This is a genomic window from Bacillus sp. EA-CB0995, from assembly GCF_055814245.1.
This window is the reverse complement of the sequence record NZ_CP169269.1, coordinates 1,893,820-1,917,038: the sequence shown is the minus strand read 5'-3', so window position 1 is coordinate 1,917,038 and position 23,219 is coordinate 1,893,820. Positions and strand designations below refer to the sequence as shown.

20 protein-coding genes and 5 pseudogenes are annotated in these 23,219 nt (G+C 36.2%); 1 reads left to right on the top strand and 24 read right to left on the bottom strand.

The genetic code is table 11. From position 1 onward, the window contains the following. Positions 1-227: 227 nt before the first annotated feature. The 3 genes from ACEWFJ_RS10020 to pepT form a co-directional block, all read right to left on the bottom strand. Complete coding sequence (locus ACEWFJ_RS10020; protein ID WP_473691899.1) at positions 228-653, bottom strand: GNAT family N-acetyltransferase; 426 nt, start codon at positions 651-653, stop codon at positions 228-230. 370 nt (positions 654-1,023) lie between these two features. Beyond that, positions 1,024-1,470: a GNAT family N-acetyltransferase gene (locus ACEWFJ_RS10015; RefSeq protein ID WP_429719601.1), complete on the bottom strand. Its 447-nt coding sequence runs from the start codon at positions 1,468-1,470 to the stop codon at positions 1,024-1,026. Positions 1,471-2,084: 614 nt separating this feature from the next. Further along, positions 2,085-3,317, bottom strand: a complete 1,233-nt coding sequence (gene pepT / locus ACEWFJ_RS10010; RefSeq protein WP_473691897.1) for a peptidase T — start codon at positions 3,315-3,317, stop codon at positions 2,085-2,087. A gap of 330 nt (positions 3,318-3,647) precedes the next feature. Here pepT and ACEWFJ_RS10005 point away from each other — a divergent pair. Beyond that, positions 3,648-4,123 (top strand): annotated as a pseudogene (locus ACEWFJ_RS10005) (hypothetical protein). A gap of 253 nt (positions 4,124-4,376) precedes the next feature. Here ACEWFJ_RS10005 and modB read toward each other — a convergent pair. The 21 genes and pseudogenes from modB to ald all read right to left on the bottom strand — a co-directional run bounded on the left by modB (position 4,377) and on the right by ald (position 22,909). Then, positions 4,377-5,033 (bottom strand): molybdate ABC transporter permease subunit, encoded by a 657-nt coding sequence (modB, locus tag ACEWFJ_RS10000; protein WP_473691895.1) that lies wholly within the window; start codon positions 5,031-5,033, stop codon positions 4,377-4,379. Between the two features lie 9 nt (positions 5,034-5,042). Further along, positions 5,043-5,860: pseudogene (gene modA / locus ACEWFJ_RS09995) on the bottom strand (molybdate ABC transporter substrate-binding protein). Between the two features lie 67 nt (positions 5,861-5,927). Then, positions 5,928-6,293, bottom strand: coding sequence for a hypothetical protein (locus ACEWFJ_RS09990; protein WP_098309762.1), 366 nt, complete (start codon positions 6,291-6,293; stop codon positions 5,928-5,930). A gap of 68 nt (positions 6,294-6,361) precedes the next feature. After that, positions 6,362-6,583 (bottom strand): hypothetical protein, encoded by a 222-nt coding sequence (locus tag ACEWFJ_RS09985; protein WP_473692419.1) that lies wholly within the window; start codon positions 6,581-6,583, stop codon positions 6,362-6,364. Next, the gene (mobB, locus tag ACEWFJ_RS09980; RefSeq protein ID WP_473691893.1) at positions 6,576-7,103 is read right to left on the bottom strand and encodes a molybdopterin-guanine dinucleotide biosynthesis protein B; all 528 of its coding nucleotides are present in this window, start codon (positions 7,101-7,103) and stop codon (positions 6,576-6,578) included. The genes ACEWFJ_RS09985 and mobB overlap by 8 nt, the downstream gene beginning before the upstream one ends. Before the next feature lie 136 nt (positions 7,104-7,239). Then, a complete protein-coding gene (locus ACEWFJ_RS09975) occupies positions 7,240-8,289 on the bottom strand; it encodes a P-loop NTPase (RefSeq protein WP_473691891.1) in 1,050 nt (349 codons plus the stop codon). A 193-nt stretch (positions 8,290-8,482) separates the two neighbouring features. Then, positions 8,483-8,968: a cyclic pyranopterin monophosphate synthase MoaC gene (gene moaC, locus ACEWFJ_RS09970; RefSeq protein WP_473691889.1), complete on the bottom strand. Its 486-nt coding sequence runs from the start codon at positions 8,966-8,968 to the stop codon at positions 8,483-8,485. Positions 8,969-9,039: 71 nt separating this feature from the next. Further along, positions 9,040-9,275 (bottom strand): annotated as a pseudogene (gene moaD, locus ACEWFJ_RS09965) (molybdopterin converting factor subunit 1). Positions 9,276-9,279: 4 nt separating this feature from the next. Continuing rightward, positions 9,280-9,743, bottom strand: a pseudogene (locus tag ACEWFJ_RS09960) (molybdenum cofactor biosynthesis protein MoaE). 32 nt (positions 9,744-9,775) lie between these two features. Next, positions 9,776-11,062, bottom strand: coding sequence for a molybdopterin molybdotransferase MoeA (locus tag ACEWFJ_RS09955; RefSeq protein ID WP_473692417.1), 1,287 nt, complete (start codon positions 11,060-11,062; stop codon positions 9,776-9,778). Between the two features lie 20 nt (positions 11,063-11,082). Next, on the bottom strand, positions 11,083-12,099 hold the full coding sequence (locus ACEWFJ_RS09950) for a molybdopterin-synthase adenylyltransferase MoeB (RefSeq protein ID WP_473691887.1): 1,017 nt from the start codon (positions 12,097-12,099) through the stop codon (positions 11,083-11,085). A gap of 85 nt (positions 12,100-12,184) precedes the next feature. Next, complete coding sequence (locus ACEWFJ_RS09945; protein ID WP_473691885.1) at positions 12,185-12,967, bottom strand: formate/nitrite transporter family protein; 783 nt, start codon at positions 12,965-12,967, stop codon at positions 12,185-12,187. Positions 12,968-13,228: 261 nt separating this feature from the next. Then, entirely contained in the window at positions 13,229-14,245 is a 1,017-nt protein-coding gene (gene moaA, locus ACEWFJ_RS09940; protein WP_473691883.1) for a GTP 3',8-cyclase MoaA, read from the bottom strand. 65 nt (positions 14,246-14,310) lie between these two features. After that, the gene (gene fdhD / locus ACEWFJ_RS09935) at positions 14,311-15,108 is read right to left on the bottom strand and encodes a formate dehydrogenase accessory sulfurtransferase FdhD (RefSeq protein ID WP_473691881.1); all 798 of its coding nucleotides are present in this window, start codon (positions 15,106-15,108) and stop codon (positions 14,311-14,313) included. A 16-nt stretch (positions 15,109-15,124) separates the two neighbouring features. Next, a complete protein-coding gene (locus tag ACEWFJ_RS09930) occupies positions 15,125-15,469 on the bottom strand; it encodes a Na-translocating system protein MpsC family protein (protein ID WP_002168730.1) in 345 nt (114 codons plus the stop codon). 181 nt (positions 15,470-15,650) lie between these two features. Continuing rightward, complete coding sequence (locus ACEWFJ_RS09925) at positions 15,651-16,133, bottom strand: helical membrane plugin domain-containing protein (RefSeq protein ID WP_473691878.1); 483 nt, start codon at positions 16,131-16,133, stop codon at positions 15,651-15,653. Between the two features lie 14 nt (positions 16,134-16,147). After that, the gene (fdhF, locus tag ACEWFJ_RS09920) at positions 16,148-19,087 is read right to left on the bottom strand and encodes a formate dehydrogenase subunit alpha (RefSeq protein ID WP_473691876.1); all 2,940 of its coding nucleotides are present in this window, start codon (positions 19,085-19,087) and stop codon (positions 16,148-16,150) included. Continuing rightward, positions 19,035-19,247: pseudogene (locus tag ACEWFJ_RS09915) on the bottom strand (hypothetical protein). The gene fdhF and the pseudogene ACEWFJ_RS09915 overlap by 53 nt, the downstream one beginning before the upstream one ends. 492 nt (positions 19,248-19,739) lie before the next feature. After that, a complete protein-coding gene (locus ACEWFJ_RS09910; protein WP_440603750.1) occupies positions 19,740-20,459 on the bottom strand; it encodes a YebC/PmpR family DNA-binding transcriptional regulator in 720 nt (239 codons plus the stop codon). 342 nt (positions 20,460-20,801) lie between these two features. Continuing rightward, positions 20,802-21,800 carry a bifunctional threonine ammonia-lyase/L-serine ammonia-lyase TdcB gene (tdcB, locus tag ACEWFJ_RS09905; RefSeq protein WP_473691873.1) on the bottom strand — a complete coding sequence of 333 codons (999 nt, stop codon included), beginning with the start codon at positions 21,798-21,800 and terminating at the stop codon, positions 20,802-20,804. Then, the gene (gene ald / locus ACEWFJ_RS09900; protein ID WP_473691871.1) at positions 21,797-22,909 is read right to left on the bottom strand and encodes an alanine dehydrogenase; all 1,113 of its coding nucleotides are present in this window, start codon (positions 22,907-22,909) and stop codon (positions 21,797-21,799) included. The genes tdcB and ald overlap by 4 nt, the downstream gene beginning before the upstream one ends. Positions 22,910-23,219: the final 310 nt, after the last annotated feature.

The window sequence follows — 23,219 nt, the reverse complement described above, 5'->3', positions numbered from 1 at the left end:
GTTCTCAGGTTGTTGACCAAGAATGCCTGAACACTTAAACAAATGGAATATAGACTATAGGGGGCACCATACATTACTATCAACCTAAGAGGAATTTATATCCATAATTCATAGAAAGCGTTATTCTTTTTGTAGAAATATACAGAAAGGATGGCGTTTTTTTCATTTTAGGGGAATTTTGTTTTGTTAGCTTGATAGCGACGGGGCGGGACCCCGATATAAATTTTTTAATCACATTTCGTTATTACAGTAAACATTCCTGTCATACTAGGTGAGTAATCCTTAAAATCATATTTTTCATAAAATTTTTCTTTTCCCTCTGATGCAAATAATCCTACAAACGCTTTATTTGGTGCGTTTTCTTTTAGATACTCTACTAACGCATTCATAATTTTTTTGCCAATACCCATTCCTTGATAATCTGGATGAACTACCACATCTTGAATGTAAAAGTAAATAGCTCCATCCCCAACAATTCTTCCCATTCCTATGGCCTTACTCTCATCCTTAACTGTAACGGCAAAAACAGAATTTTTTAATGATATTTCGGCAACATCAAAGTTCATATAATCTTCCCAACCCACAACTGAACATAAATATTTATATTCTTCTAATGTTGGTGCATAATTTGAGATTGTATATTGTCTTTCCATAAATCCTCCCCCTATCTCTCTATAATTTCAAGTTAGCATTTTTGTACTTCTTTTTCTTCCGAATGTTCAGATTTAAGTATATATTATATTCATGCAAAAGTTAACATAATCCCTCATTGAAGTAGAAGGAACATCTATGCTAGGAAGCGTAAAAAAATTTAAAAAAGGATGAGCTTATAGGGGGATCATCCCATATACACCTCGTTCATCATTTACATATCATGATATAATTTCAATATATCGACAGATAATCATCTATGTTCCACGCTAACGGGTTGGGAATGACAATTTATTCCCCTGCTGACGACTGACGAAGTCGAAAAGTTTTTTGGGGTTGGGATTTAATTATTTAACAATTTCGCTCCAATTGTTAAATAGTATTCATTTTTCGCAAACGCTTTACAAACCTATAACCAGTTACTTCGTAACCAAGGAATTTATATAGTTCGTGTGCTTTTACCCTTCTTTCACTTTTTCCACTTAGAAGATAAATAAAATCAGATCCTCTTTTCAAAGACCATTCTTCCACATATTTAATCAACGCTTTCGCAATACCTTGACCGCGATATTCTTTCTTTGTAACTAGCGATGTTATTTGAATCTTTTCATCGTTGTTTGTGTACGTTGTATGAATTGTTATTCCTATCATCCCTACTAAGTTATTATTATTTATTGCAACAAAAGTGTAATAATTTGGATTAGATTCGATACGTTCCATTCTTACTTTCATTTCATCTAATGAACTAGGATAACCTAAATCTGGCATTAAATCTGTAAATTGTTTGATATCATCAGAATTATATTTTCTTATCTCCACTAAGGACCCCTCCACATTTTTTGTTGTTGCTACCTCTATTACAGATTTTGCGATACTTTCATCCCACTGATGTTAGCCAACTTGCCCTTTTATGAGTGAGAGTGTCAAGATATCTTCTGTGATGTTAATTCCTCCTTTTTTATGATATTCGAATATATTATTTAATACTATCCCGTTTTTTTGTTCCGTTTCACAGAACATTAGTTCTATCACGAGAGGTGATTTCGTTTATTTTTCAGACAAAAAGGTCGATGAAGTCATTAAAAGGCTTATAAAAGCCAATGAAAGCATTAACTTGATAACAAGTGGACAGCCAATACAAATGTTGTGGTAAATGAGGTCATTTGTGGTACAAAAAAAGGATAGAACATACAGAATTATTCTGCCTGTCACTATCCGCTTCTTTTATTCTTATATAATGTGTAACATTATATGTCTATTTTTGTTAAACCAAAGATTGATTCAAATTTCTTGAATCTAAATAAAAAACATCGCTATCCGGGTTTATTCCTTATTAACGGGCAGTAAGACCCTCACCTCAAGATTCAGAGAGAAGCAAAGAAGATAGTTGGGGGATGAAGCCCCCCACTGACGGAAGTTTCACTTTATTTCTCTTAAGCTTTCTCTTCAAATAATCGTGCGATTTCGATAATAACTTGAACAGCTTTTTCCATATTATCTACAGAAATATATTCAAATTTACCGTGGTAGTTTTCTCCACCCGTAAAAATATTTGGTGTCGGCAGACCCATATATGATAATTGGGAACCGTCAGTTCCACCGCGAATTGGTTGGATAATCGGCGCGATATCTAGATTTTTCATTGCTTCATAAGCAATATCAACGATTTCTTTCACTGGTTCAATTTTTTCAAGCATATTGTAATACTGATCATTCATCTCAAGAATGATATTTTCCTCACCATATTTCTCTTGCATCTGTTTTGTAATAGCTGTTATATTCTCTTTTCTAGTATTAAAATGAGCGCGGTCAAAATCACGAATAATATAGTTAGATTGACTTCGCTCAACATCACCATTTAGAGAAATAAGATGGTAGAAGCCTTCATATCCCTCTGTATGTTCTGGGGCTTCTTCTACTGGTAGTTGTCTATGGAATTCCATTGCCAATTTGGTTGCATTAACCATTTTATTTTTAGCTGTACCAGGATGAGTGCTATTCCCTTTAAAAATTAGCTTAGCACCAGCAGCGTTAAAGCTTTCATATTCTAATCCACCTAGTGGGCCTCCATCCATTGTATAAGCAAATGAAGCTCCGAAAGCTTCTACATCAAAGTGGGATGGACCGCGACCAATCTCTTCATCAGGTGTAAATGCTACTCTAATTTTCCCATGTTTAATTTGTGGGTTATGTAATAAATAATTCATTGCTGTCATAATTTCTGTAATTCCCGCTTTATCATCTGCACCAAGAAGTGTTGTTCCATCAGTTGTAATTAATGTATGCCCTTGGTAAGATGGGAGCTCTGGAAATAATTCTGGTGTTAAAACAACACTAAGTTCCTTATTTAATGTAATTGCCTTACCATCAAAATTTTCATGAATTTGCGGCTTGACATTTTTCCCTGTAAAATCTGTAGCTGTATCTAAATGAGCTAAAAAACCCATTACAGGAACCTGCTTGTCCGTATTAGCAGGAAGCGTTGCCATTACGTAGCCATTCTCATCCATCGTTACTTCTGATAATCCAATCGACTTCAACTCTTCTACTAGTTGCTTTGCAAACTCAATTTGACCAGGCGTTGATGGTACAGTATGACTTTCTGCATCAGATTGTGTATCCACCTGAACATATCTTGTAAAGCGCTCTATAATTTCCTGTTTCATTCTACTACACTCCTTTTTTATACATCTTTATTTATTATACGCCCTTATTACACATTTTTTTATTTCTTTTGACTTTATCTTTTAAATTCGCTGTTTTCGTAAGAATTGTTGCTATCTTGACCATACTGATAAAGTGAAACTTCCATCAGTGGGGTTTTTTTTCATTCCCCACTGATGGTTAGTTGAACCAATCGGGCGCATGCCAGCAGTTGCCCCCCACCTATCTTCCTCGTTTCTCTTTGAATCTTGAGGTGGGGGTCTTACTGCCCGCGAATAGCAGGATAAAAGGTTGACTTTCAACTAGTAAACTGGAGTTAAAGGAGGGTTAACATGAAAGATGAATTAAGTATAAATATCTATTTAGATGAAACTGATACTCCGTTTTCAAAATATTATAGCTCTGATGATGTTCACCTAAGCTCTGACCTTGAAGATTTTCTCTTGTCAAAGCTACACAGTGGCAAAAGAAAAGAAGTAGAAATATTTTTTTAGGTCAGAATGATTTTGACGAAAAGTCATTGAAGACTGCCACATTTAACACTTTTTCTAACCTCTTGAACGAAGAGGAATATACATATGCTAGAAATGTCAAAAAGGCTATTGTTTTGTTTGTGATTGGGATTATTGTTGGGGTGATATACTTGAAGCTTTCAAGCACTCATGCTTATACTGCAGGAGTATTAAGCATTGTGTGTTGGGTTTTTATTTGGGCAGGTACAGAGGTTTATTTTTTTGAAAATCGGCAAATCAAACGAACTATTAGAAAATGCAAGAATATTCTAAGTGCGAGTGTGCACAAAAAATAGAATTTTAGTAAATATTCACATTTATGAAGCTGATTTTCGGATTTTATCTTATGCATCTATTTGGGTTATTATTTGGACTTGGAAATCATGATGAAGATTAATATCGCCATTGTACAGTAATATTAAAGCTATTTAATTTTGCCGCCCAAAATACAGTAGCCTTCTGTCTATGTAAATGACAAAAGGCTATTCAAGTCGTTTAAAAATCTAGTTGTGTGATAAGAATGGGTTTTTGAGCGAATAATAAAGTTGATTAATTCTGTTTTACTTGCATAATGAACAACATAATAAAGGAAAGTAAAACAATTGAAAGAACCCATAGCCAGGCCATTTGCATATTTCCAGAATCAATAGCTAGATAAATCGCTGTTGGAATCGTCTGGGTCTCTCCTGGAATATTACCTGCAAACATTAATGTTGCGCCAAATTCACCGAGAATCCTGGCAAAACTTAAGATACTTCCTGAGACAATAGCTTTTAAAGATAAAGGGATAGAAATAAAGAAAAAGACTTGCCATTCATTAGCCCCACACACTCGAGCTGCATCTTCAATATCGTGATCTATCCCTTGGAAACCAGTCTTTGCTGATTGATACATAAGTGGGAAGGCTACAACAATCGACGCGAGAACAGCTGCCCACCATGTAAAAATAATAGGTTGCTTAAAAATCCATTCAATAACTTTTCCAAGTATACTTTGCTTACCAAAGATAATAATCAAAAAGAATCCCACCACAGTAGGAGGGAGAACTAGAGGAAGCATTAGGATAGTTTCTACTATTACTTTTCCTTTAAATGACTTTTGAGATAATACTCGCCCCACCACAGTTCCTAAAATAATAACAACGAGTCCAGATATGATGGCAACTTTAAAGGACAACTGCAGCGGTGTTAGGAATTCTTGAATCATTTAATCCCCTCAATTCGATGTAAAACCATATTTCTCTAAAGTCTTCATAGCATATTTACCTTGAAGAAACTTGTAAAACTCCATCGCTTCCGTACGATGCTTCGTATCCTTAATGATGCCAACAGGATAAATGATAGGTATGTGAGTTTGTTTATCTGCTGTTGCTACAATGTTTACTTTATTCGAAGAAAGAGCATCTGTTTTATAAACGACTCCAGCATCTACATTTCCTGTTTCTACATATGAAAGAACCTGACGTACATCTTTTGCGTATACAACCTTTGATTCAATGCCCGTCCATATTTTCGTATTTATAAACGACTCTTTTGCGTACTGACCAGCGGGTACTGATTCAGGCGTCCCAATTGAAATCCTTTTAACTTCTTTTTTGTTAAATCCCCAAAGTTTTTCACACCAGAAGCTGTATCCTTAGGAACAACTAACACAAGCTCATTTCCAACTAAATCAACACCATCTTCTTTAGAAATTAATCCATCCTTAACTAGCGCATCAAATTTATCTTTTGCAGCTGAGAAAAATATATCTACTGGCGCTCCCTGTGCAATTTGTTGTTGCAATGCTCCGGAAGCTCCAAAATTAAACTTTAACTTTATATTGGAATGATCTTTTTCAAACGTTTTTTGAAGTTCTATAAGAGCGTCTTGCAAGCTCGTAGCAGCAGATATAGTTAACTCTACTTTTTCTTTTTCCTCTCCAGTAACTTTTTGATTATTTGACTTACTGCTTGTATCTAAATTACCAGAACAACCAACGACGATTGCGACTACTGCTACCAAAAAGAACACTATTATAAGTAACCTTTTCAATCCCTTTTTCATTTCTTTCACCTACTTTTCGTTATAACATGTCATATTATAATGTTCCACGATTACACTAACCAAAAAAGTTTCTCTCAATAATTTTGGCATCAAATTGAAAAACAACGATTAATCCTAGATATAAAGCAAATAAATTCAAAAACCAATCTTTATTATTATTCCTCGTAGCCAGGCACTTAAATATTTCCTGAAATTGTTTTCGTTCATCTGAAGTAACAATTGGGCGTACTCCAAAATATTTCAAAACAAGATCAAATTTAAGATGAACAGCCAACGATAGCATATCTTTTAAAATCTCAATATACCATTCAATATCTTTTTCATTATAGAGTTTTACCAGTTTATCATGTAGCTCAGGAACAAATGACTCTGCATCAATTCCTTTTGTCTCTATTGTATCTATCATCTTTTTGATATCCATGAGATTCACCCTTTCCGAAAAGCTAACTAAGGAAAATGCAAGTTACATACTGCTGTTAATTCTATTAATTAACTTATAAGTAACATTAATTGTTCATTTCTTTTCTCCCGCTCTTCTTTAGATGCTAGGTCGTACTTTTTTAAAAGGTGAAATAGCTCATTTAATATTTGCTGTGAATGATTGTTCTTTAGAAATTCATGTAAGTCTTTAACAAAAAATTCGGATAAAAAGCATTGTTGAGTTTCAAGTTTATTGATTACATCTTCAGAAGAATGATCTACATTACACATTCCCATTAAAATCCCTCCTTAAAAAATCTATATACAAATCATCATCTTCTAGCTGAAAAACCTGATAATGCTTGAGTTCCTTACTATCCAATTTCACATGACTTATTACACATCGGACATTAATTAGTGAATTAAGTAACGAAAGATCGTCCTCATCTCGGATTAAAACAACTTTGGGATAAGGCTTTTTCTTATATCCCTCTACGAAAATGACATCTACTGAAAAAAAATGATATAGCTTAATCATTTCCTCGAGATTCCAATTATCAAACTTAGCACGTAGCTGTAAGACTCCATCTCCTTCCACACTAGAAACTACAGCACCTGCTACATGATGACGCATACTGTCTTTCGAGCTTAATTCATGATCTGGGGTTCCTCCATGACCATGATGTTTGATTGATGCAGCCTTTAATCCGTCTTTACTAGCTCTAAAAATTAATTTTTCTGTGAGCGTTGTTTTGCCACTGTTTTGGAATCCTACAATCTGTAGGATGGGACAATTTTCCCCCACGGTCATTCACTTCCTTAAATTTCTGTTTTCGTTTTATCTTCATAAGAAATAATCGCCGATTCCATTCATAAGAAACGAAAAGTTATTTTAGCTTACTAGAAGATTAGCATAAAGAAATTTCCTACTATTTTTTTCTGATAGATTACCCTTTGTAGATAAGATCTTGAGCTAAAGATGTAAACATCTCTCCAACAAGCGAATCTTCGTCATATACGGACGAACCTTTATTTTCTTCAGGCTTTGCAAAAGGGATTTGTGCTATCACTTCTGTTTGCAGTTGTTCTGCTAACATTTCGCCGCCACCTTTCCCAAAGAGATAGTTCCTTGAACCATCTTGTTCCTCATAATATGCCATATTCTCAACGATACCTAAAATATCGTGTTTTGTATACTTTGCCATTACCCCTACTCTGGAAGCAACAAACGAAGCTACATTATGAGGAGTAGTGACTATAATTTCCTTCGCGTGAGGAATCATCGCAGCCACATCAATCGCAACATCTCCTGTACCAGGAGGCAAATCAAGAAGAAGATAATCTAATTCTCCCCAGTGAGTGTTGGCAAGGAAATTTTGAATCCATTTGTTTAGCATTGGTCCTCGCCACATAACTGGGTTATTACTCTCTGTAAAAAATCCCATTGACATGATTTTAACGCCGTGACTAACGACCGGGATCGCTGTCTGATCTATCATTGTTGGCTTTTGATTAGCTTCCATCATAGCTGGGATACTGAAACCATATATATCTGCATCTAAAATCCCAACCTTTTTCCCCATACGGGCTAAAGCAGTAGCAAGGTTAATTGTCACAGTTGATTTCCCGACTCCACCTTTTCCACTTGTCACAGCAATAAAGCGCACACCTGAATCAGGTCGCAGCATACTAGGCATGCCGGTTTCCGTTCTAGAATTTTTCTTTAAAGTCTGTGTTAATGCAGCTCGTTCTTCCGGTGTCATGGAGCCGAAGGCCAAAGAAACCTTAGAGGCTCCAATGTTTCGAAGAGAGTCTTCAATATCTTGTTGAATTTTTGCCTTTAAAGGACAACCTTGAATAGTTAAAACAACTTCAAGTTGAATCTGTGTACCATCAATTTGAATATTTCTTACCATGTTTAATTCCACGATACTTTTGTGCAACTCTGGATCTTGAACATGGTTTAGAGCTTTCATAATTTGTTCATGAGTAAGCATAAATCTCAGTCCTTCCTGTCTCCTTAATTTGTATACAAAAAAACCACCACGAGTACTCGATCCTAATGAAATAGGCTTGTGTACTCATCGTGGAATAGATTACTAGCAATACTTACTAATATACCAATCCAACCATTTATAACATAAATAAAATGATAACAATCCATTATTACCATTCCATCTATTCTAATCATTACAATTTATGAAAAAAATCCCCGCTTTTACCACCTGTTTTTTGAACCAAATATGTTTCTTTAATGACCATTGTTTTATCAACGGCTTTGCACATATCATAAAAGGTAAGAGCAGCGATAGATACAGCGGTTAACGCCTCCATTTCCACCCCTGTTTTACCACTACATTTTACTGTAGCTTGTATAATTAAATCATATCCATCGATTTTCTTTTCATAATTGAACGTAAAGTCTGTTCCTTGTATGAATATAGGATGACACATAGGAATTACATCAGCTGTTTTTTTAGCACCCATAATTCCAGCAACTTGTGCTACTTGAAGTGGATCACCTTTTTTCAGTACCCCACTTTGAATCGCTTGAAATAATTCATCAGATAAAGAAATTGTACTCTGTGCAACAGCTGTCCGTATTGAAATATCCTTTTGAGAGATATCAACCATTTTGGGCCTTCCATCTTCGTTCCAGTGTAAAAAATTATTCATAGTTATTCTCCTTAATGTACTGCGTAAATGACTTTGAAAGATGCTATATTTAAGACAAAAACCAAACAATATTATCCTCCACTTACAGGAGGGATAAACGCAACTGTATCTCCATCTTTTACAATATCCTCGTCAATTGCAAATTCTTCGTTGATAGCCGTCATGACTTGATCCAAAGATTGTAAACGGTAGCTATCCTTGAGCCATTCTTTTAATTGCTGAATACTTATCTCTTTTTTTCTATTATTAATAATTGATCAGAGCCGACTTCCTCTCGCAAATTGGCGAACAATAAAATTGTAATCATCTTCTCACTCTTCCTTCTTTGGTTCTCCTTCTGGGTACGGCGTATTTTCGAGCTGATCTCCAATCCACATTGTTCCATCTTCCCAAAATTCTTTTTCCAAATTGGGACGATTTGCTTAATGCGTTCAATTGCGTATTCATTCGCTTCGTAGGCCACTTTACGATGAGGCGACGAAACTGCAATTACAACTGCAATATCCATTATTTCTAGTCGTCCCACCCGGTGTGTAATTGCTATTTTTGCATCCGGCCACTTTTTCTTGATTTCTTCACCAATTTGAGTAAGCATTTTTACTGCCATTGATTCGTATGCTTGATACTCTAGATGTAAAGTTCGTTTTCCTTTTGTCAATTCTCTTACTGTTCCAATAAAGGTTGTAATGGCACCTGCTTCTCTTCTTGCTACCTTATTCGTTACTTCTTCGACTAAAATAGGAGTATCTACAATTTCAAATAATACTTGTCCCATCAACATGATCCTCCTCTTGTTTTAAAGCTCCATTATTTATAAGATGGAATAATATTGCTCCAAGGCCATTCACTTCCTTGACTATCTTCTAATAAGAGAATATCTACAAACATCCCTTTTTTATATCCTCTTGTACCGCCTGGGAGTACGATAAATGCGTTTGATTCTGCTAATGAAGAAACCGCACTAGACTTATCAAATCCTGATGGATAGACGATTAATTGTCCTTCATTATATATGAGCTTTGCTCGTACAAATCTTGTAAATGGATTAGGTTTTAAAAAATTTTCTCCCAGTAATGCTTTTTCTCTTTTTAAATGTGGCTTTTCACTAAACATATAGGTACGAATGCTAGGTCTTACGAATAACTCAAAGCCTACATAACAAGCAGAGGGATTACCTGATAATCCAAATAATAATTTTTTATTTAATTGCGCTACGGTAGTTACGCTGCCCGGCCGCATTGCAACTTTGTTAAAAAGAACCGATGCCCCTAGTTTTTCGTAGATAGCTGGCAAATGATCATAATCCCCTACCGAAACACCACCGGTTGTAATTAATATATCTACTTGACTTAACGCTTCTTTTACGGCTGTGAAGCACGTATCAAAATCGTCACTAAACTTCCCAAAGTATTTCACTCTTCCCCCCGCTCTTTGAATTTGGGACAATATCATGTACGTATTACTATTTCGAATTTTCCCGGGTTTTAGCGATTCATTTACATCAAGAAGCTCACTCCCAGTCGCTAATACTCCAATCATAGGTTTTTTAGCAACTGGCACTTCGCTGTAACCAAATGTAGCAAGGAGAGCTGAAATACCTGGATTAATGTAAACTCCTCTCTTCGCAAGAATCGTCCCTTTACGTGTATCTTCACCTTGAAAGGAAATATTTTCTCCTTTTTTGAATGAGCGTTTCACTTCCATATAGATTTTACCGACACCCTCATATTGACGGGTCAGTTCCAGCATCACAACCGCGTTACATCCTTCCGGAATTTGTGCCCCCGTCATGATTCGAACCGCTTGAAATGGCCCTACCTCTTGAGGAAATATGGAACCTGCCCCAATTTCGCCGATTACTTCGAATATAGTTGGATTCTCATAACTTGCCCAGGCAGTATCTTCTGCCCTAATAGCAAATCCATCATAGGGTGAGCGATCGAAGGAGGGAACATCATGATCAGCTACTAAATCCTCAGCTAATATACGTCCGTATGCTAATTCAAGTGGTACCAGTTCTTTTAAACCATGGTTGGCAAATTCCATTACTTTATGGACGGCCTCTCCAACTGCAATCGGTATTCGTTTTTCTATCATTTTCCTCACTCCTTCTGTTACCCTAATAAACGATAGTATATTTTTTTCGCCTTTTGAATTTCATTTGTCCCGTGGATAAATACACGCCCATCCTGAAACATGACCAAACGATAATCATCTAGTTGGCAAGATAGCAAATACGGGTTTCGATCTACTTTCCCATGTTTTTTTAGTTGTTTTTCTAAATGGTCAAAATTGTAACGACTATTATGCGGGGGTCTAATTTGAACCGTATTTCTCCCACATAAAACAGCTGTCTTTGTTTGGTTTTCATAAGATAAATAAGGATAAGTTCTATGCGTTCCGCACGAAGGACAATTGTCCGTTTTAATCTTTTCTAGTTTGACAGAATGGTGTTGATTACTCCATATATCAAACATTAAAAAGGTGTTTCTAATTGCTGAAAAATCTTCTACTAGAATTTTGAATGCTTCCACCACTTGATACGCTGCCACCATTTGGACAGCTGGACTAATGATTCCAACCGTGTCACACGTCGCTCCTGTAACCGGAACACTTTTAAGTACACAATGTAAGCACGGTGTTTTCCTTGGAATAATGGTATAGCTCATGCCATATCCCCCCACACAAGAACCATAAATCCAGGGAATATCATATTTTTGTGATAGATCATTTATCACAAATCGAATATCAAAATTATCTGTTGCATCAATGATTATATCGACGTCGCCTAACAAAACTTCCATATTCTCTATCCTTGCATCCATCACGAAAGCATCAATTTGTACCTCTGAATTGATTTGTTTTAAACGATTCTGAGCTGCAATTGCTTTTGGTAATTTTTCTGTTGCATCTTGTTCAACGTAAAGTTGTTGTCGCTGTAAATTACTCCATTCTACGTAATCACGATCAATGATCGTTAACTTTCCGATACCTGCACGAACCAACGCTTCTGCGCTTGCACTTCCTAATGCACCTGCCCCCACAATCAACACATGCTTATTTCTAATCTTCTCTTGTCCTTTACTCCCAATAGGAGTGAAGAACTGTTGTCGTGAATACCGCTCTATCATTAGAAAGTCTTCCTTTCTTTTAGATAATTCTTGTTCTAAAACACCCCATTAATTTAAAAAATCTGCTTCATATGAGGTTGTTTTTTTACTCTTTCTCTATATGACTTTGTTTCTGATAACAAGAAAAGTAAGCAAATCCAACAAATCCAGCTCCACCAATTACATTTCCTATAAAAACAGGAACAAAATTCTCTGCAAGATCTATCCATGAAAGGTGACCCGCAAAAATAGCTGCTGAGATTACAAACATATTTGCTACCACTTGCTGAAATCCAATTACCACAAATGTCATAATAGGAATCCAAATTCCGATAATTTTCCCAACAAAATCGTTAGTTCCATGAGCCAACCAAATTGCAAGACAAACAAGCCAGTTACAACCGATTGCTGAAATTAATGTTTTCCCAAACGATTCATGTAATTTCTCTTGGGCTATTGCTACTGTTTTATTTAAATATGCCCCCTCCGTCAACCCGCCAAGGTGACCGAAAAAATAAGCTACGAAAAGTGCACCAACAAAATTAGTTAAAGTTATCCAAACCCAATTATTTAACACACTTTTCAATGAAATTCTTCGTGCATACAGGGCCATGGACACTGACATCATGTTTCCCGTAATTAATTCTCCTCCTGCCAGGACAACGAGCATAAGTCCTATAGGAAAAACTGCTCCTCCCAAAAAATTCACTAGACTTCCCCATTGCTCCGGTAAATTACCAAGAACTCGAATATTAAGCAAAAACCCTAACGAAATGAATGCTCCTCCTAAAAAACCAAGAATAAGCATGGCGGATAGCGATTGCCTTACCTTTTGGACACCGGCTTCAATCACAAGCTCAGCGATTTTTTCCGGTTTATGAAATGCCATAACCAATTCCTCCATTTTTTCAAATAAAAAAACAGCTTCAAGAAACCCTTAACATAGTAAGGATTTTTGAATGCTGCTTAATCTCCCTGCACTTCTCTTACAGAGATATCAATCATCACTTTTACTATAAAATAGAAAATCTGCAGGACTTGCACACTTTCCACTTCGTATATTCAAGCGTTATCTGCTATAACAAAAAGAAGCTACATATAACCTTCTTTCATGGTGTTTTGAATGTCATCCTAACATATCACTTATTTCTCAACCACCAATATGCGACATTTCAATTTTTGGCAATGTTTTTTTATTTGTATCGCTCAACCGTTCATCTGAATAGCGATCTGAACGATTATTCCAAATGTCACGAATAACATCGGTAATCTCCTCATCGGTATACCCGGAACGAAGTAATTCTCTAAGATCATTTCCTTTGGAAGCAAACAAACAAGTATATAGCTTTCCTTCCGCGGAAATACGAGCTCTTGTACATGATGAACAAAAAGAATCTGTTACAGATGAAATAATTCCTATTTCCTCATCGCTATCGATATAACGATAGCGCGTGGCGACTTCGCCAGAATAGTTTGCTTCAATTCGTTCAAGCGGCATAACTTTATGAATAGTCTCTAATATCTCTTGTTTAGAGATTACTTCGTCTAATTCCCAGCCGTTATAATTCCCGACATCCATATATTCAATAAATCGAAGAATATGCTTATTCTCTTTAAAGTATTGCGCCATCTGAATGATGTCCTGTTCATTTTTTCCTTTTTGGACAACCATGTTCATTTTGATTTTCATCCCGACTTCCGCTGCAGCCTGTATTCCTCCAAGAACCGTTTTCACTTTACTTCTATTACCATTTAAATAAGCAAAACGCTCTTCTTCCAAAGAATCCAAACTAACTGTCACACGTGATAAACCCGCCTTATACAAATCAGCAGCAAACTTCTTGAGTAAGGACCCATTTGTAGTTAAACCAATATCCTCTACTCCATCAATTTTGTTAAGTCGCTCGATTAGCTCAGGAAGGTTTTTCCGAAGTAAAGGCTCTCCCCCAGTAATACGCAACTTTCTTACACCTAAAGAAACGAAAATACGTGTTACCCTTTCAATTTCATCAAAAGATAAAATTTTATCATTAGACAAAAAAGAATAGTCAGGACCAAATATTTCCTCTGGCATACAATATCGACAGCGAAAATTACAGCGATCGGTAACAGAAATACGCAAATCCTTTAAAGGACGATGCAATTTGTCTAATGTGACAGATTTCATGTTTATTGCCTCGCTTCTACATATTTTATAATTCCGTACAAGTTTTATTTGTTAGCCATTTTGATTTACTTAATATTTACAACCCGCTCTGGATGAGTATATACATTTAAGGATTGATTACGAATAAAGCCTATTGTAGTAATCCCTAACTGTTCTGCTAGCTGTAGTGCTAACTCAGTTGGAGCGGATTTTGACAATATTACTTCACAGCCAATTTTCGCAACTTTCAATAGAATTTCTGAAGATATACGGCCACTAAAAACAATAATTTTATCACCAATAGAAATGTTATTTTTTAAACAATGGCCGTAAATTTTATCTAAAGCGTTATGTCTTCCTATATCCATTCGGCTTAAAACAATCCCATTCACATCGCATAAAGCAGCATTATGAACTCCGCCCGTATGCTGAAAAGTAGCCGCAGATTGCTGCATATCATTCATTAATCGAAAACAATCCTGGGCAAAGATCTTTACGCGAATATCATTCATCTTCTTCGCAGTCAGCGCATCGTTTGCGAAAACAAATCCTTGTCTACTCATTCCACAGCATGAAGTAATATAACGTTTATTTTGGATGTCACGATAATAAGGATTGATTTTTGTCGTTGTTACATGTACATATCCTTCTTTCTCCTGTACCCATATTTCATCAATATCTTCATACTTTCGGATAATACCTTCAGATGCTAAAAAGCCTATTACCATATCTTCAATATATTCTGGAGTACTAACCATTGTAACAAATTCCTGTCCGTTAATTTTAACTGTAACTGGAAACTCTGTTACAATGCTGTCCTCTATATGTTTAAACTCCCCTTGCTCATAACGGAAAATTTCCCGTTCCACCTGTATCGATTTCACGATCAGTATCCTTCTCTCACGTTATATTTTTATCAAATACAAACACTGAAACTGCAATATCTTCGTCCACTTTCATATCCGAAAACAGATGAACTAATTTCGCACCAACAAGTTCCTCCAAATGTTCACGAGAATTGACAGCATAAACCTCCTGAATCATTTTCGTTCGAGCCATATGAACCATTTCCGCACCATCCATAGTTCCCGAAATGAATTTCTCAGTAGGTGTCAAATTCCCATAAAGTGTGGCAATAGCCATATTCTCAGCAAATACAGTATGAATTCGTTCCGGCCCTTTTCCGAACAAATCCTTTCGAAGCTTTCGTATCATATCATTAAATTCATGTACCATTTTTGACATTCTCTCATTCCTCCCCAGTTAATCAATAATACGTTTTCAAATATTACTTCATCATAAACATTTTAACAAAATGACCTTCTCGTCTAAATTATTCCACTCAAATAATTAGACGAAAAGGCTCATCTTTTAGAATTATTTCAAACATGTATACAACATATGAAATAATGTTATTGTTGCTTACCTATTCGTCTTTTAACCCTTTACCCATACCTTTTAAGAAATGAAGACCGAATCCGATAGCACGGTTAATATCTGGATCCTTAAGTACTTTCATAAGGTCCAGTATTCCTACTTTTTTATTACTTTGCAGATGTTGGTTTCCTTCATCCATACCTGTTAATACACTACTTACAAGTTTTTTAGTAAGATCCGGATCAAGTTCTGTTAAAGCTCCTGCAGCGCCCATCATATTATTAATTAAATTCGTAACTGGTTCGCGAGTGACTTGTCCTAGAACAATTTTTGCGATTTGTTCTTTCGCTTTAAGCATCGAATTTGCAGCTTCTAGCATCCCAATGTCATTCAGTTCACCTACAATATTAAACATTTGATTTAAAGCTTCTTCATTATTAGCTAGAAGTGCTTTTAAATCTTCTAGCTTTTGTTGTTTTTGTTCTTCCTCAGTTAGCTCCTGCTTTTGGATAGCTCTAATAGGTGCTGCCATATTTTTTCTCCTCCCTAGTTATCCGTTAAGTGCACGTATCCTGGACGAGCCCACTTACGACTTACCTCAATCCCATTTTGAGGGTGACGCTTTTTGTTACGTGGATTCGCTTTTGGCATCGGATTTTCACCTTCTACTTGTAACACTTCCATACGAACTTTCGTTTGTTTATATGCAGGTGTATTCGTACGTTGATCGACCGCAGGACCAGTTAAGAAATTAATCGCCGATTCTTTGTCCGTCGAGTTCATCGGTAAATAAAGCTCATTTGCTTTTACACGATCCGTTACAAGCACACGTAATTTAAGTGCTCCAAAAGGAGAAACAAGGCGCACTAACGAACCAGTTTTAACTCCACGTTCTTGTGCAAGTTTTGGAGAAACTTCAACGAAGACACCAGGCACTTTAGTTTGAATACCATTTGATTTATTTGTCATGTTACCTTCATGGAAATGTTCAAGCATACGACCATTATTAATGTGAAGATCGTATTCCGCTGGGAATTCAGCAGGACGTACCCAGTCAGCTATGGCGAAACGAGCTTTTTTGTCTGGGAAGTTAAATCCATCTAGGAAAAGGAGCGGCGTATTCGTTCCTTCAAAGCTTCCCCAATGGAAACTGTTCCAACCTTCAAGCACTTCATAGTTTGCTTTTGCGAAAAGTGGCGATAAACTTGCCATTTCAGCAAAGATTTCACTTGGATGACTATAGTTCCAGTTTGCGTCTAATTTATTTGCAATCGCTTGTACGATCCACCAGTCTGGTTTCGCATCTTCTAGTGTAGGAAGTACTTGATATAGTCTTTGTACACGACGTTCTGTATTTGTAAAAGTACCTTCTTTTTCAAGAGATGGCACTGCTGGTAACACTACATCGGCGTATTGAGCAGTTCTAGAAAGGAATACATCTTGAACGACAAAGAAATCAAGGCTTGATAGAACTTCATGTACATGATTTGCGTTAGAGTCTACAAGAGCCATATCCTCTCCAACAAGATACATGGCTTTCATTTTCCCTTCCTCAATTGCGTGAAGCATTTGAATGTTGTTAAGACCTGGTTTGTTATCAATTTTTACCCCGTAAGCTATTTCAAATTTCGCACGTTCCACATCGTCAGTAACGTGCTGATATCCTGGAAGCCAGCCTGGGAGAGTTCCCATATCACAAGCACCTTGTACGTTATTATGACCTCGAAGCGGATATGCACCAGCACCTGGGCGACGATAATTTCCTGTTGCAAGAAGTAAGTTTGAAATCGCAGCGGAAGTATCTGAACCACCAGTATTTTGAGTTACACCCATTCCCCAAAGAATACAAGTACCATCTGCATCACGAATCATTTCTGCCATTTGAACGAGAGTTTCTTTTGAAATGCCTGTAATCTCTTCTGCATATTCAAGCGTATATTCTGCAAGACTATCTTTGAAATCTTCAAAGAAGTTTACATTCTCGTCGATGAACTGTTGATCATGCCAACCTTGATCAATCATATATTTCGTAACAGCCATTAACCATACTTGGTCTGTTCCTTGCTTTGGACTGATAAAGATATCTGAGCGCTCTGCCATTTCGGTTTTACGAAGATCTGCAACAATTAGTTTTTGACCGTGAAGTTTATGCGCACGTTTCACGCGAGTAGCTAAAACCGGGTGACCTTCTGTTGGATTTGAACCAACGATAATAACAAGACCTGCTTGTGCAATATCTTTAATCGTTCCTGCATCTCCACCCATACCAATTGTACGGAACAATCCATCTGTTGCTGGTGATTGACAATAACGAGAGCAGTTATCCACGTTGTTCGTTTCGAACACTTGTCGAGCTAATTTTTGAATGACATAGTTGTCTTCATTCGTAATTTTAGAAGAAGAAATAAAGCCTACAGATCCTTTACCGTATTGTTCTTTAATGGATCCTAATTTATTTGCCACTAATTCAAGTGCTTCTTCCCAAGTTGATTCAACAAATGTTCCATTTTTACGAATTAAAGGCTTAGTGAGTCGTTCTTCAGAATTTACGAAATCCCAACCAAATTTTCCTTTTACGCAAGTAGAAATTGCATTAACCGGTGCCTCAGAAGTTGGTTGTACTTTAAGAATTTTACGTCCCTTCGTCCACACTTCAAATGAGCACCCTACACCACAGAACGTACATACAGTTTTCGTTTTCTTCGTACGAGTTTCACGCATGGCAGCTTCTACTTCTGATATAGCGAAAATACCGCTGTATCCAGGTTCAACTTCTTTTATAAGATCAACCATAGGCTCAAGAATGTCCGGCTTCAGCCCAGTCATAAATCCAGCTTCTCCAAGCATTGATTTCTCCATCAAAGCATTACAAGGACAAATAGTTACACATTGACCGCAACTAACACATGAAGAATCGTTAATATCCACTCCGTCGTCCCAAATAACACGAGGACGCTCTGCCTCCCAATCAATAGACAATGTTTCATTTACTTGCAAGTTCTGACAGACCTCTACACATTGACCGCACGCGATACACTGATTAGGGTCATAGCGATAGAATGGATGAGACATATCAACCTCGCCTACATCTACTTTTGGTTTGTAAGGATATTTTTGATGCTCAATTTCCATTAATTCTGCCGTATTATGCAATTTGCAGTTCCCATTATTGTTGTCACAGACCGTACAATAAAGTAAATGATTTTCCAATAAGCGGTCCATCGCCTCCGTTTGTGCTGCCTTTGCACTAATAGAGGACAACTCAATATTCATACCGTTCGTCGCTACTGCCCCGCAGGATCGCACAAGTTTTCCATCAACTTCTACAATACAAGTATCACACGTTTGAATAGGATCCACTTCAGGCACGTGACAGATTTGTGGATGTTCAATCCCGTTCTGATTAATGATACCCAATATAGTTGAACCGGGCTCAGCTGTATATTCTTTGCCGTCGATTGTAATATGAACCATGCTGTCGTTCATGGTCGTTCCCCCTTTTGAGAATAAAAAAACTCCACCACGAAAATATACGCACCGAATTAATAGGTACGCTATCATCATGGTGGAGTAGTTCATTAGCACATCTTGCTAAAATACCAATCCATTTATTTGTAAATAAAATGATAGAGTCGTAACAGGTCATATCACGTTTCCATCTTTAACACTGTAATTATAGCGTTTAATCCAAAAATACACAATATAAAAATCATAAAAGAGTCACAGTACTTAATACTTTTTTGGATATATTCGTTTAATCACGAAACTATGCGTTGACAAGCATAATTGCACCGCATGCTGCTGAGCTTTTGGTTAATTAACTTTGCAGCCTCCATCCGTTTCAACATAGGAGAAAGAAAGCATAAATCTGCATTTTATGCAAAGTTATACTTCATATCACACGTTGTTTTATATCAAAATCAATGTGCACTGCTATTTTATTATCTTTTAAATAACTTTATTATTCTTGAACAGCCATACGAAGAAAGCATTCATAAATACCTAAGAACTGGATTTAATCTGAAGTCTTATTTTTATCGCAAAAAAACAACAATCTATACGAAAAGAGCCTTTAAATTTCAATGAACACTCTAAAAAAACAGACCTTTGTTACAAAACAAAGGTCTGTTTTTCTATATTATTCACCTAAATCAACATTGTGGTACACTTGCTGAACATCTTCTAAATCTTCTAATGCATCAACCATTTTCTCAAATTTCACTTGTGCATCTTCTGGAAGTGTTACTTCATTTTGCGCAAGCATTGTTAGTTCTGCAACTGTAAATTCCGTTATACCAGCATTTTTAAATACTTCTTGTACCGCATGGAACTGATCCGGTTCTGCATAAACGATAACTGCTTCCTCTTCTTCTAAAATATCACGCACATCTACATCTGCTTCCATTAAAAGTTCAAGCGCTTCATCTGCTGTTTTGCCTTCAAGACCAATTACAGCTGTTGCATCAAACATATACGCTACTGATCCGTTTACTCCCATGTTACCAGCGTTTTTACTAAACGCAGCACGCACATCTGCTGCAGTACGATTTACGTTATTTGTTAATGTATCTACAATTACCATTGATCCATTTGGTCCAAAGCCTTCATAACGAAGTTCGTCATAGCTTTCTTCTGAACCACCTTTTGCTTTTTCAATCGCACGGTCAATAATTGTTTTCGGTACGCTGTACGTTTTTGCACGCTCAAGTACCACTCTTAAATTCTGATTGGATTCTGGATCTGGTTCACCTTGTTTTGCTGCTACATAAATTTCACGTCCAAATTTTGCATAGATACGACTTGTATTTGCATCCTTTGACGCTTTTTTGTCTTTAATATTGTTCCACTTACGGCCCATACTTGTTTCACTCTCTTTCAGCTTTGAATCTACATAAAAATAGTAATATGAAATATGCTGCTTCTTCAACACTTTTTCAAACTAAATATAAAAAGTTATTTATATTTCACATTACTGACAAACAATATGAATTGAAGAAGTCGCATTTATTCACTATATTGTATTATACCTCATTACAAGTTTAATAATCAAAGAAAGACAGATAGTTCTCATCCGTTGATGTAAAAACATTGAACGTGCCCCTTTTACGAAGAAGAGCTAAGAGGTTCTATCTCTTAGCTCTTCTCGTATTCTATGAACCTATCGTTCAGTCTCATTTTGTATTTTACAATTTTCGTACCACTACTTTACTTCATTTGCAAAGAAATGCTCACAAACACTAGAAATACGAGTTAAATCAACATTTCCACCAGAAATAATCGCAGCTACTTTTTTCCCTTTTATATATGGATCAACTTTCCCTGCAAGGAGAGCAGCTGTCGCTAATGCTCCAGCACCTTCTACAACAGCTTTTCCACGTTGTAATAAATCTTTCATAGCTACTTCTAATTCTTCTTCTGATACAGTTACAATATCATCTACTAACTCTCTCACAATTTTAAAAGTTAAGGTTCCTGGAATTTTTACTGCGCACCCATCAGCTATAGTAGGTGCTTCATAGTGCTCTACGATTTCGCCTTTATCATACGAAGCTTTCATTCCATGAACATTATCAGCTTGAACACCAATTATATTGATAGAAGGATTAAAAGATTTAAGTGCTACCGCGATTCCAGCAATAATTCCGCCGCCGCCAATCGGTACAAGTACTGTATCAACATCCCACATATCATCAAGAATATCCAAGCCAATTGTTCCTTGACCTGCCATTACTTCTACATCATCATATGGATGTAAATATGTTTCTCCCGTTTCTTTTATAATTTCTTCACATTTCGCTTTCGCATCATCAAACGTATCACCATATAAAATGACTTCTGAACCATATCCTTTCGTCGCTTCAACTTTCGCCTTTGGAGCAGAAGTTGGCATCACAATTTTACTTTTAATTCCAAGTAAGTGTGAAGATAGTGCAACACCTTGTGCATGGTTTCCAGCTGAACAAGCAATAACTCCACGAGCTTTTTCTTCTTCTGTTAAATTAGAAATTTTATTAAACGCCCCGCGAAATTTAAATGATCCTGTTAATTGCATATTTTCTAATTTTAAATATATTTCCCCACCTGTTTTGCTTGTTAAATAAAACGATTTAACAAGCGGTGTTTTACGAGCATTTCTATCAAGAACTTGTTTGGCTTTTTTTATATCAACAATGGTTAGTGGTAAAGTTTTAGTAATCATATTAACACTTCTTTCAATTGTTTATAATCTAACCCTAACGTTGTTCCTAAATTCTCATAAGTAATGGTTCCTTTATAAATATTGATACCATATGCTAATGCAGGTTTGTTTTGGATTGTCTCTTCTAAACCATTGTTAGCAATCGCTAATAAATAATCAATATTTCCATTCGCTAATGCCATAGTAGAAGTACGTGGAGTCGCTCCAGGCATATTTGGCACAGCATAGTGTATGACATCGTGCTTAATAAATATAGGATCATTATGTGTTGTATAGTGATCAATCGTTTCAACTGTCCCGCCTTGATCGATTGCAATATCAACAATAATACTTCCCGGTTTCATAGACTGAACCATATACTCTTTCACAATTTTTGGTGGTCTAGAACCTGGAATTAAAATGGTTGAAATAAATAAGTCTGCATTTTTAATTGTTTTCTCTAAGTTCTCAGTATTAGATTCCATGATTTCAACTGGAGCATTTGCATATTTTTCTTGTAAATAAGTAATCTGTGTTTTATTTAACTCTAAAATCGTTACATGACAACCAATTCCAACAGCCATATCACAAGCATTAATTGCCGCATTGCCTCCGCCTAAAATGACAACATTACCAGCAGGAATACCATCTATTCCTGATAATAAAATACCTTCTCCCTGATGTTGTTTTTCTAAATAATAAGCTCCCATAAATACTGCCCGGCGCCCAGCAATGGCACTCATCGGTTTTAATAACGTTAAAACTCCATTTTCACTAATTGTTTCTCCAGCAATTGCGGTTGTTCCCGCCTTTCTCATCGCTTCAACACATTCTTTTGAAGCTGCTAGATGTAAAAATCCCCAAACAATTAAATCTTTCTTAAAATATTTATATTCCTCCGCTAAAGGTTCTTTTACTTTTACTACCATATCAACATCCCAGGCCTGCTCTTGATTTACTAAAGTAGCACCTGCATTCGTATATTCTTCATTTGTATAACCTGATCCCACACCAGCATCTTTTTCGACTAAGACTTTATGTCCAGCTTTAATTAATTTCTGGGCATTTTCTGGTGTCATCCCAACACGTGCTTCACCTTTTTTAATTTCTTTTACTACGCCAATTTTCATGTTGACACATCCTTATTAAATGTAATGTAAATTACATTATTTGTTATACGACCCAAATAAAATTGCGGAATATATCAAACGTTTCTATATTTCCTCATTTGTCTGAATCGCCTGTTTACACCTACAAGATAGCACTCAGAAAAATGATGAGTCAACATTTTGTGAAATATTTCACAAAATGTTTTTATTTATTTTGAAATAATTTTTTTCATTCAAATAGGCATTGAATCCGTTTTCAACCTGTGCTAGACTTTGTCACGAGTAACATCTCTTATGAATTCAAATGAAATGCAATTTTATTTTTTTAATT